The 20,559-nt window shown below is 50.7% G+C and carries 17 protein-coding genes; 10 read left to right on the plus strand and 7 right to left on the minus strand.

What is annotated here, in order from left to right; all coding sequences use genetic code 11:
- Positions 1–15 precede the first annotated feature (15 nt).
- From OH686_RS22270 to OH686_RS22310, 9 genes are all read left to right on the plus strand, one after another.
- On the plus strand, positions 16–1,602 hold the full coding sequence (locus tag OH686_RS22270) for a DNA recombination protein RmuC (RefSeq protein ID WP_289535299.1): 1,587 nt from the start codon (positions 16–18) through the stop codon (positions 1,600–1,602).
- Between the two features lie 599 nt (positions 1,603–2,201).
- Entirely contained in the window at positions 2,202–4,610 is a 2,409-nt protein-coding gene (locus tag OH686_RS22275; protein ID WP_289535300.1) for a sigma factor-like helix-turn-helix DNA-binding protein, read from the plus strand.
- Complete coding sequence (locus OH686_RS22280; protein WP_289535302.1) at positions 4,603–6,678, plus strand: DEAD/DEAH box helicase family protein; 2,076 nt, start codon at positions 4,603–4,605, stop codon at positions 6,676–6,678. Before OH686_RS22275 ends, OH686_RS22280 begins: the two co-directional genes overlap by 8 nt.
- Position 6,679: 1 nt before the next feature.
- Positions 6,680–6,853 (plus strand): hypothetical protein, encoded by a 174-nt coding sequence (locus OH686_RS22285; RefSeq protein WP_289535304.1) that lies wholly within the window; start codon positions 6,680–6,682, stop codon positions 6,851–6,853.
- Positions 6,850–8,859: an AAA family ATPase gene (locus OH686_RS22290; RefSeq protein WP_289535306.1), complete on the plus strand. Its 2,010-nt coding sequence runs from the start codon at positions 6,850–6,852 to the stop codon at positions 8,857–8,859. The genes OH686_RS22285 and OH686_RS22290 overlap by 4 nt, the downstream gene beginning before the upstream one ends.
- A complete protein-coding gene (locus tag OH686_RS22295; RefSeq protein ID WP_289535307.1) occupies positions 8,852–9,289 on the plus strand; it encodes a DNA phosphorothioation-associated protein 4 in 438 nt (145 codons plus the stop codon). Before OH686_RS22290 ends, OH686_RS22295 begins: the two co-directional genes overlap by 8 nt.
- 101 nt (positions 9,290–9,390) lie before the next feature.
- On the plus strand, positions 9,391–9,810 hold the full coding sequence (locus tag OH686_RS22300) for an HIT family protein (protein ID WP_289535308.1): 420 nt from the start codon (positions 9,391–9,393) through the stop codon (positions 9,808–9,810).
- Complete coding sequence (locus OH686_RS22305) at positions 9,807–10,907, plus strand: HNH endonuclease domain-containing protein (protein ID WP_289535310.1); 1,101 nt, start codon at positions 9,807–9,809, stop codon at positions 10,905–10,907. The genes OH686_RS22300 and OH686_RS22305 overlap by 4 nt, the downstream gene beginning before the upstream one ends.
- Positions 10,908–10,940: 33 nt before the next feature.
- Positions 10,941–13,544: a DNA phosphorothioation-associated putative methyltransferase gene (locus OH686_RS22310; protein ID WP_289535311.1), complete on the plus strand. Its 2,604-nt coding sequence runs from the start codon at positions 10,941–10,943 to the stop codon at positions 13,542–13,544.
- A gap of 91 nt (positions 13,545–13,635) precedes the next feature.
- On the opposite strand, the gene dndE is transcribed toward OH686_RS22310, so the two are convergent.
- The 7 genes from dndE to OH686_RS22340 form a co-directional block, all read right to left on the minus strand.
- Positions 13,636–13,983, minus strand: a complete 348-nt coding sequence (gene dndE / locus OH686_RS22315; RefSeq protein WP_289535312.1) for a DNA sulfur modification protein DndE — start codon at positions 13,981–13,983, stop codon at positions 13,636–13,638.
- A complete protein-coding gene (gene dndD / locus OH686_RS22320) occupies positions 13,983–15,980 on the minus strand; it encodes a DNA sulfur modification protein DndD (protein WP_289535313.1) in 1,998 nt (665 codons plus the stop codon). The genes dndE and dndD overlap by 1 nt, the downstream gene beginning before the upstream one ends.
- Positions 15,970–17,604 carry a DNA phosphorothioation system sulfurtransferase DndC gene (dndC, locus tag OH686_RS22325; protein ID WP_289535314.1) on the minus strand — a complete coding sequence of 545 codons (1,635 nt, stop codon included), beginning with the start codon at positions 17,602–17,604 and terminating at the stop codon, positions 15,970–15,972. The genes dndD and dndC overlap by 11 nt, the downstream gene beginning before the upstream one ends.
- Positions 17,597–18,700 (minus strand): DNA sulfur modification protein DndB, encoded by a 1,104-nt coding sequence (gene dndB / locus OH686_RS22330; protein ID WP_502942826.1) that lies wholly within the window; start codon positions 18,698–18,700, stop codon positions 17,597–17,599. Before dndB ends, dndC begins: the two co-directional genes overlap by 8 nt.
- 251 nt (positions 18,701–18,951) lie before the next feature.
- On the minus strand, positions 18,952–19,149 hold the full coding sequence (locus OH686_RS22335; RefSeq protein WP_289535317.1) for an integrase core domain-containing protein: 198 nt from the start codon (positions 19,147–19,149) through the stop codon (positions 18,952–18,954).
- Complete coding sequence (locus tag OH686_RS23260; protein WP_354005270.1) at positions 19,116–19,502, minus strand: DDE-type integrase/transposase/recombinase; 387 nt, start codon at positions 19,500–19,502, stop codon at positions 19,116–19,118. The genes OH686_RS22335 and OH686_RS23260 overlap by 34 nt, the downstream gene beginning before the upstream one ends.
- 570 nt (positions 19,503–20,072) lie before the next feature.
- Positions 20,073–20,222, minus strand: coding sequence for a hypothetical protein (locus OH686_RS22340; protein WP_289535319.1), 150 nt, complete (start codon positions 20,220–20,222; stop codon positions 20,073–20,075).
- Positions 20,223–20,317: 95 nt separating this feature from the next.
- Here OH686_RS22340 and OH686_RS23265 point away from each other — a divergent pair, with 95 nt between their 5' ends.
- A complete protein-coding gene (locus tag OH686_RS23265) occupies positions 20,318–20,509 on the plus strand; it encodes a DDE-type integrase/transposase/recombinase (protein ID WP_354005271.1) in 192 nt (63 codons plus the stop codon).
- Positions 20,510–20,559: the final 50 nt, after the last annotated feature.

Below are 20,559 nucleotides of genomic sequence, written 5' to 3' on the forward strand. Positions count from 1 at the left end.
TGGAAGGAGAACACCGTGAGCGATATCGGAATGTCCTGGGGGATGGTGGTGGCTGCGCTGGTGCTGGCCGCAGGTCTTGGCCTGGCGCTGTTCTGGCAGAGCATGCGGCGCAAGGAGGCGCAGACCCATTTGCAGGGTTGCAAAGACCAGCTGGAGCAGCTTCAGGCGCTGAGCCAGTCCCGTGAGCTGGAGCTGCGCGAGCTGACAGCCGCGGTGCGTGCCGAGAAGGCGCATGTCGAGCAACTGCAGCGCCAGCTGAGCTTTGCCCGTGAAGAGTCTGCCGGCTTGCGCGATGAGCAGAAGCAACTGCTCACCCAGTTGGCCGAGGCGCAAAGCCAGGCCAGCGCAGCGCGCGCTCAGCATGGCCAGCTCGTGCAGCAGCACGCCGAGCTCAAGCAGGCCCATGAACGCCTGCAGAACAGTCACGAGGTGATGCAGGACAAGTTCGCCAACCTGTCCAAGGAGCACGCCACCCTCAGCAGCAGCCTGGAGCAGAAGCAGCAGCACTTTGCCGAGCAACAGCAGCTGCTCAAGGAAAGCCGCGACCAGCTCAAGCTGGAGTTCGAGCAGCTCGCCGGGCAGATCTTCGAAGCCAAGGGCCAGGCGTTCTCGCAGCACAGCCAGCAGTCGCTGGATGCGCTGCTCAAGCCCTTCCGCGAGCAGATCGACGGCTTCCGCGCCAAGGTCGAAGACATCCACCATAAGGATGTCCAGCAACAGGCCGCGCTGACCCAGGAGCTGCTGCACCTCAAGGAGCTCAACCAGCAGATCACCCAGGAGGCGCATGACCTGGCCACTGCACTCAAGGGCCAGAAGAAGGCCCAGGGCAACTGGGGCGAGCTGGTGCTGGAAAACGTCCTGGAGCGCTCCGGTCTGGTCAACGGGCGCGACTTCAAACGCGAGGTCAGCATCAATGGTGAGGAGAATCGCCAGCGCCCGGATGTGATCGTCTACCTGCCGCAGGGCAAGCACCTGATCATCGATGCCAAGGTCTCGCTCAATGCCTACACCCGCTACATCAATGCAGAGGATGATGCCGAGCGGCGCCTGGCTCTCAATGACCACGTCACGGCTATCGGCCAGCGCATCAAGGAGTTGTCCAACCGGCACTACTTCGAGCTGCCGGGGCTGAATGCGCCGGAGATGGTGTTCATGTTCGTACCCATCGAGTCGGCCTTCGTCGAGGCGCTCAAGGCGGACGAGACCCTGTTCCAGAAAGCCATCGAGCAGAACGTGCTGGTCGCTACCCCGACCACCTTGCTCACCAGCCTCAACATCGTGCGTCAGCTCTGGCGTTTCGAGGACCAGAACAAGCACACCGCCGAGCTGGCCGAAAGGGCCGGCAAGGTCTACGACAAGCTACGCACCTTCCTCGGCAGCATGGACGCCATCGGCATCAGCCTGGACAAAGCCCAGGACGCCTACCGTAAGGCGCGTGATCAGCTGGTCAGCGGCAAGGCCAACCTGGTCAAGCAGGTCAGCGATTTCCGCCAACTGGGCGTGGCCGTCAAAGGCGAGCTGGACGAAACCTGGGTAGACCGCGCCGAGCTTGAGCTGGGCCTGGTCGAACAGGCAGCCTTCGAGGCGCAGGAGGAAGCATGAACGCGTGCGGCTGGTCATGGTAGTGCTACTCGGCATGAGCATCACGCCAACTATGCGGCCGGTCTGCAGTCGGGCATGCGCATCAGTCTGGTCTATACGGGGCGTGTTGATGTGGCTAAAACGCCGATATCCAAGGACTGCGGGCCAGCAAACTGACCGGGGTGCCAAAAAGCACCGAGCATGGCTTTACCCATGCTCGGACAGTGGATATGGTGACGGACATCGCAAAATGGCAGGTCGCGGTATCCCAGGGATGACTCTCCATATGCGCATCGGCATTCGCCGCTAGGCGCTCAGCTTCCCTCCGGTTTCCGTTGTTTCGTTGCCGCCTTTATTTGAATTGGACAGGCCCGTTTTGCTGCGGGCGGCTGTGGGGTGTTGTGCATGAGTTAGTTGGAGCAGGCCCTGCTAGCCTGGTGCCCGCCGATGGTTTGAGTATTGGTAGTCAGTCGCTGCCGGGGCGCCTGAAAGGGCAATTAACGAAGATGCCTTCTGGGCGGCGTGCGATGGCCTGATCGAGCAGGGCGTTTTGGCACTAGAGGAAGAAAAAATTAAGTCGGCGCTCGGGATAAGTTGACCACTATAAGAGTTGACACGGAATGAAAGATAATCTCGATCTAGAAGTTATAGAAATCTTAGAGCGTGAGCCAGTTAGTGCCAGGCTGTACAACGCTGTGTTGCAAGCCGCATTCGAAGGCAGACTGCCTTTTAGTAGTTTGTCTGAGTATATTGAAAATAAAAGTGAAAATATTCAGCGGCTCTTCCTAATTCCTAATCTCGGAAAAAAGAGCGTCAGTGAACTAGTAATTATACTCGATGAGTATGCCGAAGCTAATTTGGCTGGTAACTCACACGCGTTAGCGTCGACTAAACAGAGTCTTTATATAACTATCCCGGCTCACTATAAGAGCTTTAGTATTGTCAGTTTTTCACACGCTTGTCGATGTAGTGTGCGATTGCATAATGCGCTCACTAAAGCTATCGAAAATAAAGAGTTCGAATCAGAGACTTTGGGGGATTTAGAAGGTAAGAGTATTTGCACTCTGAGGCGTGAGCTTCAAAAGCTAACTGGCTTTGGTCAGGCATCTGTGGACGAATTCCTCGATCTGTTGAAATCCTTGGTAGGCAAATCTGTGAACGAATTGTCTTTAACAGAAACTGAGCAGCAGAGCCTGCCGCTTCAGTATGAGTCGAGTGACTTTGGCTCGGAGTTCGTGTCGCTGCTTGAAAATGAAGGCTTTGCCACCATCACCGTTACGGAAATCATCAGCAAAGCGCCAGGCTTGTCTAAGCAGGAAAGAGTGCTGCTAAATAAACTAGACCCAGACTACCAAGAAACCTCGCTACATCAACTGTTAACCGCAATCAGTTATGACCTCTATGAGCTGTCTGAAAGAATAATCACTCACGCTACGCTGGCACCGAGGCTTGCAGCATTGCTTTCGGATTTTTACAGATTTCTATTGAGCAAGAAGAATCAGGTCTTTCACCACGATGAATTTTTCGCAAATGACTTGTCGGGCTTGGAAGACCGAGAGAAAAAAGTCCTGTTGGCGAGGTTAGAGCGAGAAGGCCAGACACTTGAGGAGCTGGGGCGATATTTTGGCGTGACCCGAGAGCGAATTCGGCAAATCGAGTCTAAGGCGATAGCGAAATACGTGAAGAGTAATCGCACTGGCCTGTTCCACCTATCCGAAAGCCTCGAAAAATATGTCAAAGCCTCAAAAGGAGTATTATCCGTTGAGGTTATACAGCGCTTGTACGGCGTTTCAAGGCTAAAGCTGGAGGTGGTCTTAAACTTCGTTGTCCCGGCCAGCAGCGATGTGTGGATGACAAGGGACGGCGACTACATCATCGGCAGGGATTTCTTGGCGCGTCAAGACCAAATATTCGGCGATATTGAAGCGTTTATTTATCGTAACGCCGGCGGGGATGGTAATACTCTTATAAAAGAGCTGGATGGTGTGAATCGTCCGGTGTTGGAGTATTTTATTTTTCGTAACCAGAAGAAGTTTTCTATGAGTGCGGAGGGTGGCATTGATATCGTCACTAACTCCGCATCGGAGCGCGCCCGGATTGTGCTGTCGTCGGCTGGACAACCCCTCCATACCAGTGAAGCCACACGACTGTACAAAACGATTTTCAAGGAAGAGGTCACAGAGCACGCCCTTGGGTCAACCCTGAACCGATTGCAGGATGTATTAATTGTTGGCCCAGCTACGTTTGCCTTGTACGCCCATTTAAAACTGGATTCCGATGATATCGACCACATCAAAGACGAAGCATATAAGCTGATCCTCAATGAAGGTCGTTATGTGAATTCGAGAATTATTTTTGAACACATTTCTCGCATCAGGCCAGATTTCAGACAGAAAGAGCCTTATTTTAACTATTATCTAGTGCATGGCATTCTTCAGGACGACGGACGATACCGAATTGGACGAGGTTTTATGGTCGGCCTGCCCAGCTATGGAGATTATTTACCGCTGGAAACCGAAATCGCAGAACTGGTCGAGGCTCACGGGCCGGTTTCGATCTCTGATGTCATGGAGTTGCTCCGTCCCACCCGGGGTGAGCTAACCAATGGCTCGGTCCGAAACAGCTTGATAGCGTGTGACGAGGTCTACCTGACGGCGGAAAAACGCCAGTGGGATGTGGCTGGCCGAGTGTTTAATGACCTCGCCGACATACGCCGTCTTCAAGCCGCAATCCGAATGGCTGCCTACAAAGAATCTGTTGCGTTGTCGTCGGTATATAATCGTGTTCGATCAACGGGGATAGAGTATGCAGTCGCCACCATTCTCTCGGTCGTTTGGAAGGACCCGGACATCACCTTAGAACGGGATTATGTGCGCTTCGATGGTACGGATACGGAGATTGAACGCTATTTCGCCACCGGCGAGCCAATCACCTTAAGGCAATTGGATTACCGTAACCATACGGAGGAGAAGTCTGTTGATACGGGTGTTCTGGATGCGTTGATAAAGGAATTCGATCTGTATGTTTAAGGAAATCAATCTCCCGCTGTCAATTAATACTTCTTCCGAAGATCCCAACGCGATCTTTTTTGACCCGGTGCTAAAGAGTGCCGCCAGATACGACGTGGGAGTGGGGTATTTTACCTCCGGCTGGATTGCGGATACTGCTCATGGTATCTCGCAGTTCGCTCGGTCCCGGGGCAAGGCTCGATGGATCGTTGGCCACGAGTTGCAGGAGAAAGACCTAGACTGCATCGTAAATTCAAAAGCCGTGGCGGATAAGGAGTTTCAGGCCAAGCGGATTTTTGAGGAAGAGGTGGATCAGGTGTTCTCGGCGCTCAAAGAGGACGCCCGTCTAGCGCTGGCTTGGCTAATCCGCGATGGAATTGTTGAGCTGAAAGTGGCGGTGCCTACCAATAAGCTGAGTGGAATTTACCATGCGAAAAATGGCATTTTCTCGGACGAGGCGGGCAACGATATCGCCTTCAGCGGCTCGTACAATCTGACCGCTAGAGCCTCTTCCAATTGGGAAATTATTGACATCTATCGGTCGTGGACCAGCGAGGAAGGTCGCCAGCGGTGCGAAAAGAAGAAACACGAATTTGAGAGCATTTGGCAAGGCAAGGACCCCAACCTACTGATCTTTACGCCCACATCCAATACGCTGGATAAAATCAAAGCCTATGCCACAACGGGCTCTCGTCCATACAGCCTGCCATCTGGCTGCCCTGCGGTTCCCCAAGCCATTCAAGATGACGAGGGGAAGATTCGGGGGTACCAGGAAAAAGCCATCAAAGCCTGGTTTGCGCAGAATGGGCAAGGGCTGTTCTGCATGGCCACCGGGGCCGGCAAAACCATCACCGCCCTGACCGCGGCTACCAGACTGTTGGACCACTTCCGCACTCAACAAGCCAAGCTCGTCATCGTTATCACCGTCCCCTACGTGCATTTAGGGGAGCAATGGGCGGACGAAGCGGCGTTCTTTGGCTATGACGCGATCAAATGCTATGGGGGCAAAGACAAGTGGTTGGGTGCGTTGCAGTCTGCCTACAATCAAATGTTGTCCGGGGACCGTGACCATATGTTGGCCATTGCGGTCAATGACACCTTCAAGAACAGCCAGTTCCAGTCGTTCCTTGATAGTGTCCGGACCAACTTGTTGTTGGTGTCGGACGAGGTGCATAACATGGGCGCTGAGAACATTGCCCAGAAGCTTCCCCAACAGGCGCGATTCCGAATTGGGTTGTCGGCCACGCCCATCCGCCACAACGACCCCTTTGGCACCAAGGCCATCTTTGACTACTTCGGTGAGCCGGTAATTGAGTTTAACATCAAGGACGCCATCGACGCCGGCTTCCTGTGCAAGTACAACTATTACCCGATCGTCTGTGAATTGGACCCGGAGGAGCTGGACGAATACATTCGGTTGAGTAAAAAAATTGCTCGGCTAATGGCCATGGGGGATAAAGACGATTTCTCCACCAGCCTAAAGCTCGAACTCATCAAGCGCGCCAAACTCACCGGTAGCAGTGCAGACAAAAAACGCAAACTGAAACAACTGCTGAACGACAATCAAGACCGACAACACTCGCTGATCTATTCCAGTGAGGCTATCAACGACGGCGAACGGGATATCGACCGGATTGTTCAGATTGCCGGAAGGGACTGCCAATGGCGTGTAGCCAAGTTCACAGCCGAGGAGAGCAAAGAACAGCGCGCCGAGATTTTGCGCAGGTTTAAGGCCGGCGACATTGACGCCATTGTTGCCATTAAGTGCCTAGATGAGGGTGTCGACATCCCGCAAACGAAAACCGCTTATATTGTGGCGTCCTCGACCAACCCCCGCCAGTTCATTCAACGACGTGGACGGGTATTGCGTCAATACGACGGTAAGGGTTTGGCGGCCATCTATGACTTTATCGCAATCCCGCCTTTGGAAAAACTGGGGGAGGACCAAGAAACGTTCAATATCGAAAAGAATATGGTTGAGCGTGAACTTGAACGAATCAAAGAGTTTGCCGAGATTTCCGAAAACTACGGAGATACTCTATCGGCCTTACTGGGAATAAGAAAAAAATTAAAACTGTTAGGTGCTTAATATGAAAACACCCGCCGATGTCATTAAGGCTGCTTCTCCGGAAGTTCGGGCGATCATTGAGGAAGTTCTTAAAATCAATCAGGAAGGCAAGCACTATAAAGCTCTACCGGCGGAAGTGGAACGGGAATTCTGCGAGCGCATCATCACGGTGATTAAGGGCAAGGTTAAGGTATGAAATTAAAAAAAATTACCATTCGAAACTTCAGACAATTCTATGGTGAAGTTTCGATTAACTTCGCCACCAGCGAAAATGCGAGCGTAACGGTTATTCACGGAGAAAACGGTGCCGGTAAAACTTCACTGTTGAACGCCTTTAAATGGGTGCTCTACGGAGCCACAGACTTCGATACCAATAACGATAAGATCCTCAGTGAAAAGGCGATTGCTGAGGCGGACGAAAATAGCATTATCGTCATGTCGGTGACCTTGGAGTTTGATGATGATGGGGCCTCCTACACTGCCAGTCGAGAGCAAAAATTCTCCAAAGGTCAGAGCTTGAATGCACAGCCTGTGGGTCCATCCATGCCGTCTCTGAGCTGGATTGATGACGCTGGAAAGTCTCATCGTTCCACTAATCCGAGCAGTCAGCTGAATCAGATTTTGCCGGAAAATATGCATGGATACTTCTTCTTTAATGGTGAGCGTATTGAAAAGCTTTCATACAGCAGCGCCTCCACCCAGGTTAGAGATGCCGTCAAAAGCCTGATGGGCCTAAACATTCTGGATAGAGCCGAAAATCAGCTAAAGAAAACTGTGGTGCAGTATTTCAACAAAGAAGCCAAGGACTGCTCTTCCGGTAATTTGAAGGTGCTCTACGAAGAACAATCGACATTAACAGATCAAATTCAAAAGAAAGATGATGAAATCAATGGTTGGGAAAAGAATAAGTCTGCTTGTGATCTGGAAATAGAGGAAATTGATAAGAGTTTGGATTCAATTAAGGTCGTTGCGCAACAGCAAAAGCTAAGGAAAGAGCTTGAGGCGCAACTTGATCAAATTAAGAAAAATAAGTTATCCGTCGAGCTTTCTCTTAACAAAAACATTACAGAACGGGGCTTTCTCGCGTTTATCGAGGTGCAGCTGGCCGAGGTCAAGCAGTATCTAGATGAAATGCGTGTTCGTGGGGAGATGCCCAGCAAGGTAAAAGCAACCTTTATCGATGATCTTATCAATATAGGTAAATGCATTTGTGGTCAGCCCCTAGAGCCGGGAAGTGACTGCGTGAAGACCCTGGAGTCATATAAAAACACCATCAAGGATAATGGGGTTGAAGAGAGTTTCTTGGCGCTGTTTGGTGTCATGTCACATTTGCAAACCGAACGAAAAACCTTGTTCACCAATATTCATGAGTTGACAACTAAATTGGAGGAGCTTGCCAATCAGCGAAAGGAGCTGTTGGGCCGTATTGATGAACTGGGCGAAGAGATTGGTGGGGCAGAGGATGCAGCTGCAATGGAGATGCGACGGGCGACTTTGAAAGAGAAAAGACAGGAATATAACGATAAGTGCGCCATCGGCCGTCACCAGATATCAGATTGGGACTGTGCTTTAAAAGAAAAGGAGAAGGAAATCGAAAAGGAGTTGGCAAAAACCAGTCAGGCGGATTTAAGTCAGCGAAGAAAGCAGTTGGCCAAAGAAGTGGCAGTTACCATTGGTGAGTTCCATGAGGCCATGGCCCACCAGGTCCGCTTAGATTTATCGAAAAGAGTCGATGAAACCTTCCGGAAGATCATGAGGAAAGATTATTGGGCAGAGATTGATGAAGACTTTACCCTCAAAATTTTTAAGAACATCGAAGGGCACGGTAAACAGCAGGTGTGGGAAAAGTCCACCGGTGAGAACCAAGTGACAAGCCTTTGTTTCATTAGCAGCATCGTGAACAGCGCCAAAGAGCGGGCTAGTAAATCGGGTGTGTTTCAAAAGGGCGGCATCTATCCGATTGTGATGGATTCCCCATTTGGCGCGCTGGACCCCGAGTATCGCCAAAAAGTGGCGAACCTCATTCCGGCCCTAGCGGATCAGGTCATCGTTATGGTGTCGAAATCTCAGTGGCGCGGTGAAGTAGAAAACGAGTTGTCCAAGCGCCTGGGTAAGCAATACACGCTCAAGTACCATAAGCCTGACCAAGGCAACAATGAAAAGTACGAGTACACAAACCTGGAGGAAGGGTTCTATGGTTGATCGAGTCCGGAAGCCAGCTAAACACACCGACACCTTAATATTTCTCAAGGATAAAACTGGCGTCTTTGCTACTTTTAAGGACGCCATGGTATTCGCCGCAGCCCTTGGTTTTTCCAGAAAGAAGTCGGTGGCGTTCGACAAAACCAGCGATCCGATCCCCCTTTCAGTATTTCGGGGGGAGTACGACGAAGCGTTTATGAACGTGCTAGCCCTGTTCGATCATAAGGACTCCGGTTACCTGGAACCGGAGGGTGATAAGTTCGACGCTAAGATCAAACTCTTCGAGGAATACGCCTGTGGCGGTTTGGATATCATAAAAAGCACGATCTTGGACCCTGGATTAGAAGTACAGAGTGCCATCATTCGTCTGATTCTCGATGAGCAGGCTGAGCACACTATCATCGATGATATTACCGCACTGGGTGCCTAATTTTGGGGAGAGGCAGGGACGCCTCTGACTCCTTAACTGCAGATTAAAGTGAGGTTTGTCGGTGAGTTGTGGAAACATCGAGTGAAAAGGAAAAGCTAGCTATGATGACATACGCAACCAGCCACGATCACGCTGCGTCCCACCAGGCAGATTGCCCGTTTTGCAATTTACCCCAGGAGCGTCTGATCTATAGCGACGAAATGGCCAACATTTTTTCGGACGGTTACCCGGTCTCTCCCGGCCATCTACTAATCACCCCACGATGCCATTATCCAACACTGTTTGACGTGCCCGCCGAAGAACAAAGGCATCTGCTAAGTTTGATCAATCAGGCGAAGGACCTTATCGGCCAATTCCATCGTCCCGATGGCTACAACGTGGGGATCAATAATGGGGCGGCTGCAGGACAGACGGTGCCGCACGTGCACATTCACGTCATTCCCAGGTACGACGGTGATGTTGAGGACCCTAGAGGCGGGGTACGCTGGGTTATTCCGGACAAAGCCAAGTATTGGCTATGAGCGCGCTCCCTCCCTCGGCTACCACGCTGAACGTGGGAGCGCTATCGGCGGTTTTCGATAAGACGACCGCATCCTACAAGCTGCTGTTCTTTATCGGTTTGTTGCAGCTGATCGAAAACCGGTTGCGTCGATTCGATGACGACAGAACCTTTGCGTTGGACGAGATCACCAGCAGCTTGCTGAGCTTCGGCTGGTATCCCCATCGGTTCTTCAAACTTTCATTTGGGGTGCAGGATCAAGTTGGTACGGTGCTGGACCAGCTGGACTTTAATCCATCTGATCGCGCGGTTACGTCACCGGAGGCGCAGCAAGCCCTGCAGGACGCCCTTGCCGGCCAGTTCAATCGTATTGGCGCGGCGACCCTACAACGGTACGTCCCGCAGCGCCTACTGACGCCATTTTTTGCGGACGCGTTGCGTTGCCTTCCTGATCAAAAGAAAGACCGAACAATACGCGAACTGGCAGAATCCACGTTTGAGTCAGACCATCCCCCCCTCTATCGCTTCGTCAACGGCGGCGCTCACATAGAGGTCCACCCGCGTTGGATGGAGTACCTGAAGGTGAATTTCTCGATCATTAAAGGCTGGGCGTTCAACCATTGGGCGGTCTATCTGCAGAGGCGCAATCCAAATTCGCCTGCCATCATCGACAAGATCGCACCGCCGTATGAACGGGCGCCGCTCACGAAGCAGCGCAAAGTCTGGAAGCAGCTTCTTGCCGAGCTGCCTCTGACGTGCATTTACGCCAATGATCCAGTTGAGCCCGATACCTTTGATCTGGACCACTTCCTGCCTTGGTCGTTCATCTGCCACGACCAATACTGGAATCTGATCCCGGCCAAGTCAGCCACTAACCGCAGCATCGGAAGGATCCTGCCCACCCCAGAACAGGTGGAGGCTTTTATCAAGGTCCAAATCCAGGCTCTGCAAGTAGCTCAACGCCTGCTGTCGTCAAAACAGTGGACAGCAATGGCTGAAGATTACAGCGTCGGCCTTGGCCTCAGCACCGACGAGCTAGTATGTCCGGAAAGGGTTACAGAGGCATACACGAAAACCTTACATCCAATGATTTCATTGGCCCAGAGCCTGGGGTATTAGCTTACCAACGAGCCACCGTCGGAGGGACCTAAAATGGGTAACGGAACTGCCTTCGTTGGTAAGAAAGTCGGACAGCACCTATATGTGCATTGGTCGGCGCTGCCAAGCTTGGCGCCTCATCACCGTAAGACTATCGAAAAAGCCATCTCGCTTGCGGGTGTTGAAGCGGAGAAGGACTTCAATGTCGTCAAATTACACGACAACAACCAGGATGTATCCTTTCTTTACTACCCGGCTTTTTTTGAGGACGCCTTCCCGAGCCTAGTTCACTATTGGTCGTTCACCGGCGACACGGAACGCCTAATCTTTAGGACTTTTCAAGAGTCCCTTAATCCGCCTGTTCTGCACCGTAAAGAACTCCTGCTGGCTTCCGATCATCCTTGCCGAGCGGTTTTTGCGTCACTAACCGTACAAGCAGAAGCCGTTGGCCTGTTTGATGATACCAGCCGCATTGGCTTCGCCCGAGATTGGGCTGCAGTCTTGATCGAGCGGGGTTACCGAACTCAGGGCCACGACTTGCTGCCCATTGGCAATGAAGAGTTTGGTGAGACGGTCACTGACACGCGGGTTGACACCGATATCATTCAACGCCACCTCACGGCACTCTCGCGCACTAACCTTTCGGCTCCCATGCAGACCTTGGCTCGGTTTGGCTATTTGAACGGCCAAAAGACCATTTTCGATTACGGGTGTGGACGGGGAAGTGACGTTCGCTTTCTGATGGACCACGGCATCACGGCCTCAGGCTGGGATCCCTATTACGCCCCCGACAACAACAAAAACATAGCTGATGTGGTGAATCTTGGCTTCGTCATCAACGTGATTGAGAATCGCCAGCAACGTGATGAAGCCCTTAAAGCGGCCTTTGAGCTAGCTCAGGAATGGCTGGTGGTGTCTGCAATGTTGGTGCACTCGAACACCGGCAACGGCGTCCCGTATGCTGACGGTGTCCTAACTTCCCGCAACACATTTCAAAAGTACTACTCCCAGGTCGAACTAGCTCAATACCTGGAAGCGGTGTTAGGCGTCGAGCCGATGCCCGTGGCGCCCGGTATCTTTTACGTCTTTAAAAGCTCGGATGCAGAACAACAATTCAGCAGTCAGCGGGTCGCCAAACGACGTGCCCCCGTCCGTCCTATTTACACCCCGCTTACTTTGGAAGAAAAAATGGCGCGGGTCACCCAGCGGGCGAAACATAAATACGAATCCCATGCGCAGTTGCTAGAGACGCTTTGGAAGCGATGGTTGGGTTTGGGTCGAGTACCAAAACCCCAAGAGCTGGTTTTTGGGGACGAGGTTTGTACCCAGTTGGGCTCCTTGCCCCTGGCCTTGCGGCTGCTCATTCAGATCAAAGGGGAAGAGGGTGTCGCCGAGCTACAACATGCTCGCCAGACCCGAATCGATGACTTATCGGTGTATTTTGCCAAGCTTCGGTTTGCTGGAAAGCGACCCAGGAGGCCGTTCGAACCAACTCTCAAAGAAGACATTAAGCACTTCTTTGGCGATATCGACAACGCCTTTGCCCATGGCGAGGCTTTGCTACTTAGGGCTCTCGACAAAGAGGCCATCAACGCTGCCTGTAACTCAGCGGCGGAGTTCGGGTTGGGTTGGTTGAACGAGGGCCATTCGCTACAACTGCACACCAGCTTGGTCTCACATTTACCGTCGGTGCTAAGAACCTATGTGCACTGTGCCACTAGTTTGTACGGTGACGTTACCAGCGCCGACTTGGTGAAGATTCACATTCGCTCGAGTAAGCTCACGCTGATGGAGTTCGATGATTTTGATGGTAAACCGCTGCCGCGAATGATCGAGCGGGTCAAAATCAATCTGATGAGTCAACGGCTGGACTTTTTCGATTACGGCGAAACCTACACCCCGCCATTCCTCTATCTGAAAAGTCGCTACATCAACGAAAGTTGCCAAAACTACAGTCAACAGTTGGCGTTTGACGAGGAATTAGAAAAACTACCGTTTCTCGACCTGGATGGCTATGGTCAAAGTCCAGAAAGTTTTGTGAAAGCCCTGGCGAAGCACCGCTACCAAGTTGAAGGATTTACACTTGCGCGCAGTCAATCGATACCAAATCTGGACGACTCTTGCGGGGAGAATTTTACCTACCGAGACCTAATCCACTGCGGCGACACGCAACAAAGAACCAATCTCGATAATCTTCCCAAAGAACCGAACACCTACACTGCGCTTCTGGACTTAGCCGTAAACCTACTGGACCCCATTATCGATTACTTTGGGATGATCAGGCTGACCTACGGTTTCTGCTCGCAGGCTCTGGCCAAAGAAATACCCAGGGGCATTGCTCCTAGGTTAGATCAGCATGCCAGCTACGAAAAGAACCGAAAAGGAAACTACATTTGCGAGCGAAAAGGGGCCGCAGTCGACTTCATCATTGAAGACGAAGACATGTTGGAAGTTGCGCAATGGATTGTTAAAAACCTGAATTTTGACCGGCTCTATTTGTACGATAGGAGTCGGCCAATTCATATCAGCTACAGTAACAGCAATCAGAGCAGAATCGAATCGTTTCTGGATCTGAGGTCCGGAGATGGGAAAGCCCCCCCAGAGGCTACTCGAAAGAAAACTTTCTTAGCCGCTTCAGGTGTGAAGAGTAAAAATTAGGTGGTGCTCTATAATTAGACTGCCAATGCATTTTGAATAGGGGGAGCTTAATCAGGATCGATTATCATCGATCCTGATTAAATCAGAATTGTTACAGAGCCTTTGAGAACTCAATCAGACTGCGATGGTTTCTCAGTGAAGATATGCCATCTTCAACGTGTGCGGCCCATGCCCTCATCAAGTCTTTAGAGGGAAAGTTGGGATAGGCTAGTTTCAACAAAAGCTCTGTAGGAAGAGCTGTTTCGCCCAGCCATGTCACTTTATCTAGAACTAGTGCCCCATCCAGTTTTCGTTCGTCAAGCTGGTAGCGGAACCCTGATTCCATTGAGCGGAAAAAAGCTAACCTAGCAGAAATGTTCGGTGTGATGCCAGTATAGGCTTTTAGTTTTTTTAAATTTTCTTCTGTTTGAGCACTTAGCTGCATTCTATTGGGGAGCATTATATGGTCTCCGCTCTAGCTTCATTCCAGAAGTAGCCTTCTTGCAAATAAGCCGATTTCGCTGCGCTGTTGAATATTATTTGATAAGCGCGGGAGGTGTGGGGGGCTAGTTTTTTGAAGAAATATTGCTCATTGATCTCTGTGTCGGTAGATAGTAAAACTACCTGATGGCTTGCCGAGGGGAAGTAATTTTCAATCAATTTGTCCCGGTGATGTGAGTCAAGGCGGCCCAGTGGTGTGTCAATAATAACGGGTAGTTGGCGGCCTGATGTTTTTGCTAGTGCCTCTAAAATGGCAATAGCGTAAATTTGCTTCTCTCCAGCTGAAAGAAGTTTTCGATTTATTGCTATACCCTGATCGTCGACCAACTCTACATCAAAGGTTTGCGGATTTATCTGTGCGTTAATCTGTAGATCGTCTTTTCGCGCAAGGCGGTGGTAGGCTTCTTCGAAGAAGTGCTCGAGTTTTTGCACGCGTGCAATAGTGAGAGCCTCTGAATACCTCTCTAACAAGGCTAACGAGGCTTTGCCATTATTTATCGCAGCGGTAGAGTCGTGTTGGAAGCGCTTTTTGTCATGGAGCTTTTGAAGTTGACGTGCGCATTCAAGTTGTTGCTGCAAGGTATCGCGCGCTTTATCTAATAGGTTTTTGTATTCTGTTAAAGCTTCTTTATGCTTTGCGTCTAGTTCCCGAATTTTTTGGAATATATCCAGCAATTGCTCATCGTCTGGTGCGCGAGCTATGTTGGCAGCTGCTTGATCTAGCGAGCTTTCAACATCAATTAAATTTTGGCGGGCCGTCTCAAAGCGGAGTCGAGAGGAATGGCTCTCCGAATCAAGGGCTTGATGAAGTATCCCTAATTCTCTCTCGGAAATATCTAAAATAACTTCCCCTGTGGGCTGTTTAGATAGATAGAGCTTCAGTTGATCCTTAATGGTGCCTATCGCAGATGCCTTAACCTCTTCCGACTCGAAACTTCCACTTTTGGATAGATCGTTCATGAACGACATAAGGCCTTTGGAAAAATTTTGGCTAGTTCTGATTGCTGACTCGGTCTCAAGTCTCTTGAGCAGCTCGCCCAAGGCTTTAGGTGCAAGAGAAAAGGGAAATGCCCCTTCTAGTTCGTGACGGATAGCCTTCTCTAGTTGTGACTTCTCTTTCAGTAGATGGTCAACTCGACTCTGTTCTTGAGCTTTGGTTCGAGCAAAGGCGCCACCCTGAGCCGAAAGCAACCCCTCATGCTTGCGAATTTCAGCAGCGATAAGGTCTATTGAGATTTTCTGTAGATCAGCCGCGTAACGGAAATTCTCCGCACTTTTACCGAGGCGTGTCCCTTTCTCATCGAGGTCTTTTATTTGGTTCTGCAATTGTGAGCCAAGCGCATCGGCGCTTTGGCGCTTCAGGTAAATGGAAAGGTCATTTCGTAGCTTTTCTATAAGGTCGAGCCCAAGTAGGCGGCGAACGGCTGTTTGAAGAATCTTCCCCGACTCATCTTCAGCCAGGGAGGCGATTTTCTCACCATCAAAGAAGAAAAGATCTGCAATTCCGTAAGGGATAAGCTCATTCAGGAATCCCTGGCATTGTTCGTAATTGAGCTCGGATAGCGGTGCTTTGTTCTGCAAGAGTGTCAATGTATCTTTCTTGCCCCGTTCCCAGCTTCGTATTACGGTAAACTCTGATTCTTCACCTTCTTTGTTATAGGTGAATGTTAGATTTATAGATGCATTATTAGGCTGCTGGCTAAGGTTTAATCCGTTATGGATCAAAGAACTCAAGTGATCGATGTAGTCGTGATTCTGGTTTACATCATCGAATGCAAGGCGGCCATAAAGTGCTAGTCGGATAGCTGTCAGGATAGAAGTTTTGCCGGCTCCGTTGAGTCCGCCAAATAGAATTATTGGTTTAGAGCCATTCTTGCTGTCACGAGGCGCCAAGTCAATTTCGTGAGTTCCTTGGAAAACGCGAAAATTGTTTAGAATTAGTTTTTTAATTATCATTGAGTGGCGCCTTCGTACCGCTTGATATCTGCGATTCTGCTTTCAAGATCTGATCTTGAACTTCTTTAAGCTCAATTTCTATTTGGTTAATGTCAAGTGCATGAATGTCGCGCTCATGCCGCTTCTGCAAGTCCATCTGGCTTTGTTCAATCGACTCAAGAGATCCCCAATCTTGCTTAAGAATATTCCCTATCTTGTCAAACACTCCGTGGCGTCTGCTGATGCCTTCCAGTGAGACTTCAAGCTCTATGAGCTTCATAATCATCTCCGGGCTAGCGTCATGCTCTTTTGCAATCTCTGTAAGCAAGTAGGCATCATAAACATCAAATTGGGACTGGTCGTCTATAATCCAGTTGAGATCCTCGTTGTAAATCTCACGATAGATATTCGGCAGCTCATCAGCCCAGTCGGGTTCGTTGGGGTCCCGAAGCCATTGTTGCCGAATTGCATGAAGCTCGGGTTCGGTTATTAGAGTAATACTGTGTCCTTGTGACCTTAGCTCCTTGTTTAGCTCTAGAAGCTTCCTAAGCCATTCTTTGCGATATTTAAGCAAATAGGGGCCGGGTATATGCTTTCGCTCGGTCGCAATGTCTTCCCCTTCTTTTGCGTATTGATAGGTGACCTTACCATTTCTCCGCTTGAAATTGCGGTAAATATCTTTTTGATCTGGCTCCGTGGTTCTTGCTAGCAGGTCACGGAAATGTAACAAGGGTAGCATCCAGTCCTCACCATTTTGGATAAGGCCTTCCATTGCTTTGTCTTTTGTTACTACAGTACAGGTCCAGCAGCCGAAACGAGAATTTCCGCAAGAAGGAGTGCTTTCGTCGATAACGAGGGGGCATTCTCCTTGGGTTGATGAATTCATATAGAGCGTCCACAAGGGCCGGTTACTGCCACCCCATGGGGTCTCCCACTCTTCAATGTCGTGAGGAGAATATCGGAACGCACCACGCAATAATTTCCAGACCTCCTCGGTGTCCCAAGAATCGATTGGCGTATATATGAAGGCGTTCGCTAGTGTTGTATGTCGAGATAGGCGGGAGCCATCAATTCGATGTTTGGCAATTACTTGCGCGCGTGAAGCACTCTCGCTGCTGCGGGCCCCTAATAGGATAATAACTTCATTGTATTGGCTTATTTTTTCACGAATGAAATCGCTGACCGGGTCGATTTTCATTCGCTCTGTGCACCAGCGAAAGCTTCGAGTTGGGGCTGGATATCCTTTGCCTAGAAGGTTTACCCAAAACGTATCATTTGTTTTTGGTGTTACTGAGTGCTGGGTAATGGGCAGCTTGTCTCTTTTGGCCGCTCTTTCAATAAGCTGCATGCTGCTTTTGATTAAGTCAACGACAACAGGTGTTTCTACAAGGGTGTCTGATGTTATTAAGAATACCTCTTTCTTGCGAAGCTCTGGCGGAAGGCCAAGCAAGGCTAGATAAACCAGCGTAGTAACTGCTGACGAATCCTTCCCGCCACTATAGCCAATGATCCAAGGGCGCGAGTCCATGCAGTAGATGCGTTGAACCTCGGCAACGTATTCTGCGAGCGGTTTGCCTGAAAATTGCTCGTGGTTTATAAAGCTTTCATAATCCGCCAGATCATGAGCGAGAAGTAGTTTATTCATTGGTTAAATTCTGCTCTGCTTCGAGCGCCATCTCTTCTGGAGTTAGGGGAAGACCGAGTGCGATTTTTAGGGCATTGCACGTCAGTCTTATAGCGGACGTTGCTTTGCTCAATTTTCCATGGGACATTGTTCTACGTAACCATTCCGGATTGGTTTTGCGCCAATCGATAGTCCTGAGTTTTTCAATCTCTTCCTTCCAGGTGTCTGGACGATCTTTAATCAGGCTTCTTCCTAACAATCCTATTGCATGAAGCCCGACGGCATGTGCATGAACATATTCTTGCCTCAATTGAGCTGGCGCTACATTTTTCTGCATCGCCATTTGCCAGTCAGGCATATGCTTGTAAACAGCTTGCCAATACAACTCAGCGATCAGAGTGTCTTCATCATCAAAGTCATCTTTAGCACCTTTGCCTAGTAAGGCACGAGTGGCTTGTTTGATGCTACTTAGAGTAAATAGCTTGCTCGAAAGCACAGATATGCTTGAGCTTTCCATTTCTGTTAGACCGATGAATGGCTCACTAGTTGTCGCTAGATGACGTGCAAGCTCTGATGCGGGGTCTCGATGGTCATAGAGAGTTGCCAAAGATGGACTAGGCTTGATCGCGTGCTTGTTCAGATCTGCGAACATTTGTTGGCTGCGCTTTAAGCCTTCATCGACAAAAAAAAGTACGGGAATGTTGTCTTGCCCTAGTTCTGGTTTCTCCTGAAGAGCCTCTTCGATAGCTTTCCGCCGGTGCTGGCCGTCATTAATCAAAATCTGAGCATCCATTGGGACGCGCAAGGTTCCCAGGTTGTGCGAGTGGGGATGTTCATCAAATGCAATCTCGGCCGCGATTGATGCGGTCAATGCCGAAAAGACATAATCATCGGGATTATCGAGTAAATAGCGAACCATCTCGGGAATCCGCGTTTTGTTTAGAGTCCGTTGTGCGCGTAGCTCAGGTGGCACTTCTGTTTCGTCAAAACTGAAGATTTTGGGGATGATTCGCATGGGACAGGTCGCTATGTAAAACGGCCTGCCTGCTTGTATCCCCCTGACCGCGGGGAAGGCGTAGCAGTAGTCAGCGTCGAGGGTGCTCATCTGGACTGGCATTTGGAGGTGGACGTCAGATTGAATTGTGGCGTGCATTATAGCTCGCTTTACGTCAATTTTTAGCGTAGCTACGTCAAAAAACTACCTTTAGGATGGGCGCGTTTTTCTAGGGGTTTCGGATAAGGGGTGTTCAGTGCGGAATGGCGAGCTCATCACCCTACTGCTTAGGGGGTGCTGTGGACAACGAAACTGGACACTGGTTTAGGTTTATCCGGCCAGTGATTCGTTTCCGCTGGCGTTCTGTATTCGTTTTAGATGTGTGGTCGTTGATGGTCGTAGTAATCCGCCAGGTAGCGCAGCACATCAGCATCAGCTTGCCCTTGGCTGGCATATCCATGCTCCGGCATCCATTCCGTTTCATGCTTCTGAAAAAGACGCTCCATCTGCGCGTTGTCCCAGCAGTTGCCGCGGTGGCTCATGCTCTGCTTGATACGGTAGCGCCAAAGCATCTGGCGAAATTCAATGTTTGTGTAGTGGCAACCCTGGTCAAGTGAAACATCAGCTGCGGCGGGCAGCCTCGGGACTCATAGGCCACCCGTAACGTGCGTGTCGTGAGCTGCGAGTCAGGTCGATTGGAAAGTGCCCAACCGACAATGCGGTGCGCATATAAATGTATGAATGGTGCCAGGTAGATCCAGCGATTACCCGCCCAGATATATGCCACATCACCACACCATACTTGCTTGGGGCCGCTTACTGTGCATTGCCGATCCCGTGCGTTGGCCGCAATGGCGCTTTCACCATCAGTCTTGCGGTAGCGATGCTTGCGACATAGCGGGCTGAATAGCATGGCCTCTTTCATCAGGCGTCCAGCTAGAAAGCGACCAGCCTGCACACCCTGTATTCGTAGCGCTGCCAATAATGTTCTGGCTCCGATCCACGAGTTTGTGCATGAGGCTCGGCAGCCAGCTGACGCAAGGCAATTCGCCTGTGATCAACTCGGCGACGGGCTTTGCAGGTCTCGTAAAAACTGCTGCCCTGCACATCGAACACTCGGCATAGTTTGGCTCGTGGATACTGCTCGCCCAGTCCCTCAATCAGCGCTACTGATTGAGGGAGTCCGACATCAAGAGAGCGGTATCCCTTTTTAGATCTCTTTCTCCCGCTCCGGGCGCCGAACCTGGGCTTCCAGGTCCCGTATGCGCCTTTTTTCAGTATTCAGGGCTTTGCTGAGTGACGGTGTCCTGCCGCCACGCTCGCTGCGCAGTTGCTCAACCCAACGACGCAATGGTCTGTCCCGGGTTGAGTGGACACTGACTAAAGGTTATTAATTCCCACCGCAAGGAGTTTTCATCACCTAGACCAGACGAGGTTTTCCCGAATCCTTCAAACGCAAAGCGGTAGACCATGTGCTTGCCGGCACGCGGCTTCGTCATGTCGCCGAGACGCTCGGCATCGCTGAAAGCCTGCTGGGTAAATGAAATGCCAGTACGAACAGCAAGGTGACGATGCCTTTCCGGGCATTGGCAAGCAGCGCGGTGAGAGCGCGGAGCTGCGTCGACTTCGCCAGCAACTGGCTCAAGGTCACCTTAAAGCGCTACCTATTAAAAAGGCGCTCGCCGTCTTCTCGCAGCCCACGAAGTGAGGTTTCGCCCCAACCGGCACTGGGTCTAAGACATGACCTACGTGCGGACGGCCCAAGGCTGGTTGTTTCTGGCCGTGGTGCTCGATCTTTATTCACGCGCCTTCGTCGGTTGGGCGATGCACCATCGCATGCAGCAAGCCCCAGTGCATGCTGCGCTGGAGATGTCTGTGGCATGCCGCCAACCACAGGCAGAGGTACTGCTGCACTCGGATCGTGGCAGATAATACTGCGCCTATGACTACCACGCCTTGCTGCGGCGACATCGGATTGTGCC

It is taken from the genome of Pseudomonas sp. SO81 (genome assembly GCF_030374125.1).
In the GTDB taxonomy this organism is placed as follows: domain Bacteria; phylum Pseudomonadota; class Gammaproteobacteria; order Pseudomonadales; family Pseudomonadaceae; genus Aquipseudomonas.

What these genes read in the sequence shown, in the direction of transcription:
- dndC (WP_289535314.1), bottom strand. Translation starts at nt 17,604, where the DNA reads ATGAATAAACTACTTCTCGCTCATGATCTGGCGGATTATGAAAGCTTT.
- OH686_RS22305 (WP_289535310.1), top strand. Translation starts at nt 9,807, where the DNA reads ATGAGCGCGCTCCCTCCCTCGGCTACCACGCTGAACGTGGGAGCGCTA.
- dndD (WP_289535313.1), bottom strand. Translation starts at nt 15,980, where the DNA reads ATGATAATTAAAAAACTAATTCTAAACAATTTTCGCGTTTTCCAAGGA.
- OH686_RS22335 (WP_289535317.1), bottom strand. Translation starts at nt 19,149, where the DNA reads ATGCTTTGGCGCTACCGTATCAAGCAGAGCATGAGCCACCGCGGCAAC.
- dndE (WP_289535312.1), bottom strand. Translation starts at nt 13,983, where the DNA reads ATGCTCCCCAATAGAATGCAGCTAAGTGCTCAAACAGAAGAAAATTTA.
- OH686_RS22295 (WP_289535307.1), top strand. Translation starts at nt 8,852, where the DNA reads ATGGTTGATCGAGTCCGGAAGCCAGCTAAACACACCGACACCTTAATA.
- OH686_RS23265 (WP_354005271.1), top strand. Translation starts at nt 20,318, where the DNA reads ATGACCTACGTGCGGACGGCCCAAGGCTGGTTGTTTCTGGCCGTGGTG.
- OH686_RS22275 (WP_289535300.1), top strand. Translation starts at nt 2,202, where the DNA reads ATGAAAGATAATCTCGATCTAGAAGTTATAGAAATCTTAGAGCGTGAG.
- OH686_RS23260 (WP_354005270.1), bottom strand. Translation starts at nt 19,502, where the DNA reads ATGAAAGAGGCCATGCTATTCAGCCCGCTATGTCGCAAGCATCGCTAC.
- dndB (WP_502942826.1), bottom strand. Translation starts at nt 18,700, where the DNA reads ATGCCAGTCCAGATGAGCACCCTCGACGCTGACTACTGCTACGCCTTC.
- OH686_RS22310 (WP_289535311.1), top strand. Translation starts at nt 10,941, where the DNA reads ATGGGTAACGGAACTGCCTTCGTTGGTAAGAAAGTCGGACAGCACCTA.
- OH686_RS22300 (WP_289535308.1), top strand. Translation starts at nt 9,391, where the DNA reads ATGATGACATACGCAACCAGCCACGATCACGCTGCGTCCCACCAGGCA.
- OH686_RS22285 (WP_289535304.1), top strand. Translation starts at nt 6,680, where the DNA reads ATGAAAACACCCGCCGATGTCATTAAGGCTGCTTCTCCGGAAGTTCGG.
- OH686_RS22280 (WP_289535302.1), top strand. Translation starts at nt 4,603, where the DNA reads ATGTTTAAGGAAATCAATCTCCCGCTGTCAATTAATACTTCTTCCGAA.
- OH686_RS22290 (WP_289535306.1), top strand. Translation starts at nt 6,850, where the DNA reads ATGAAATTAAAAAAAATTACCATTCGAAACTTCAGACAATTCTATGGT.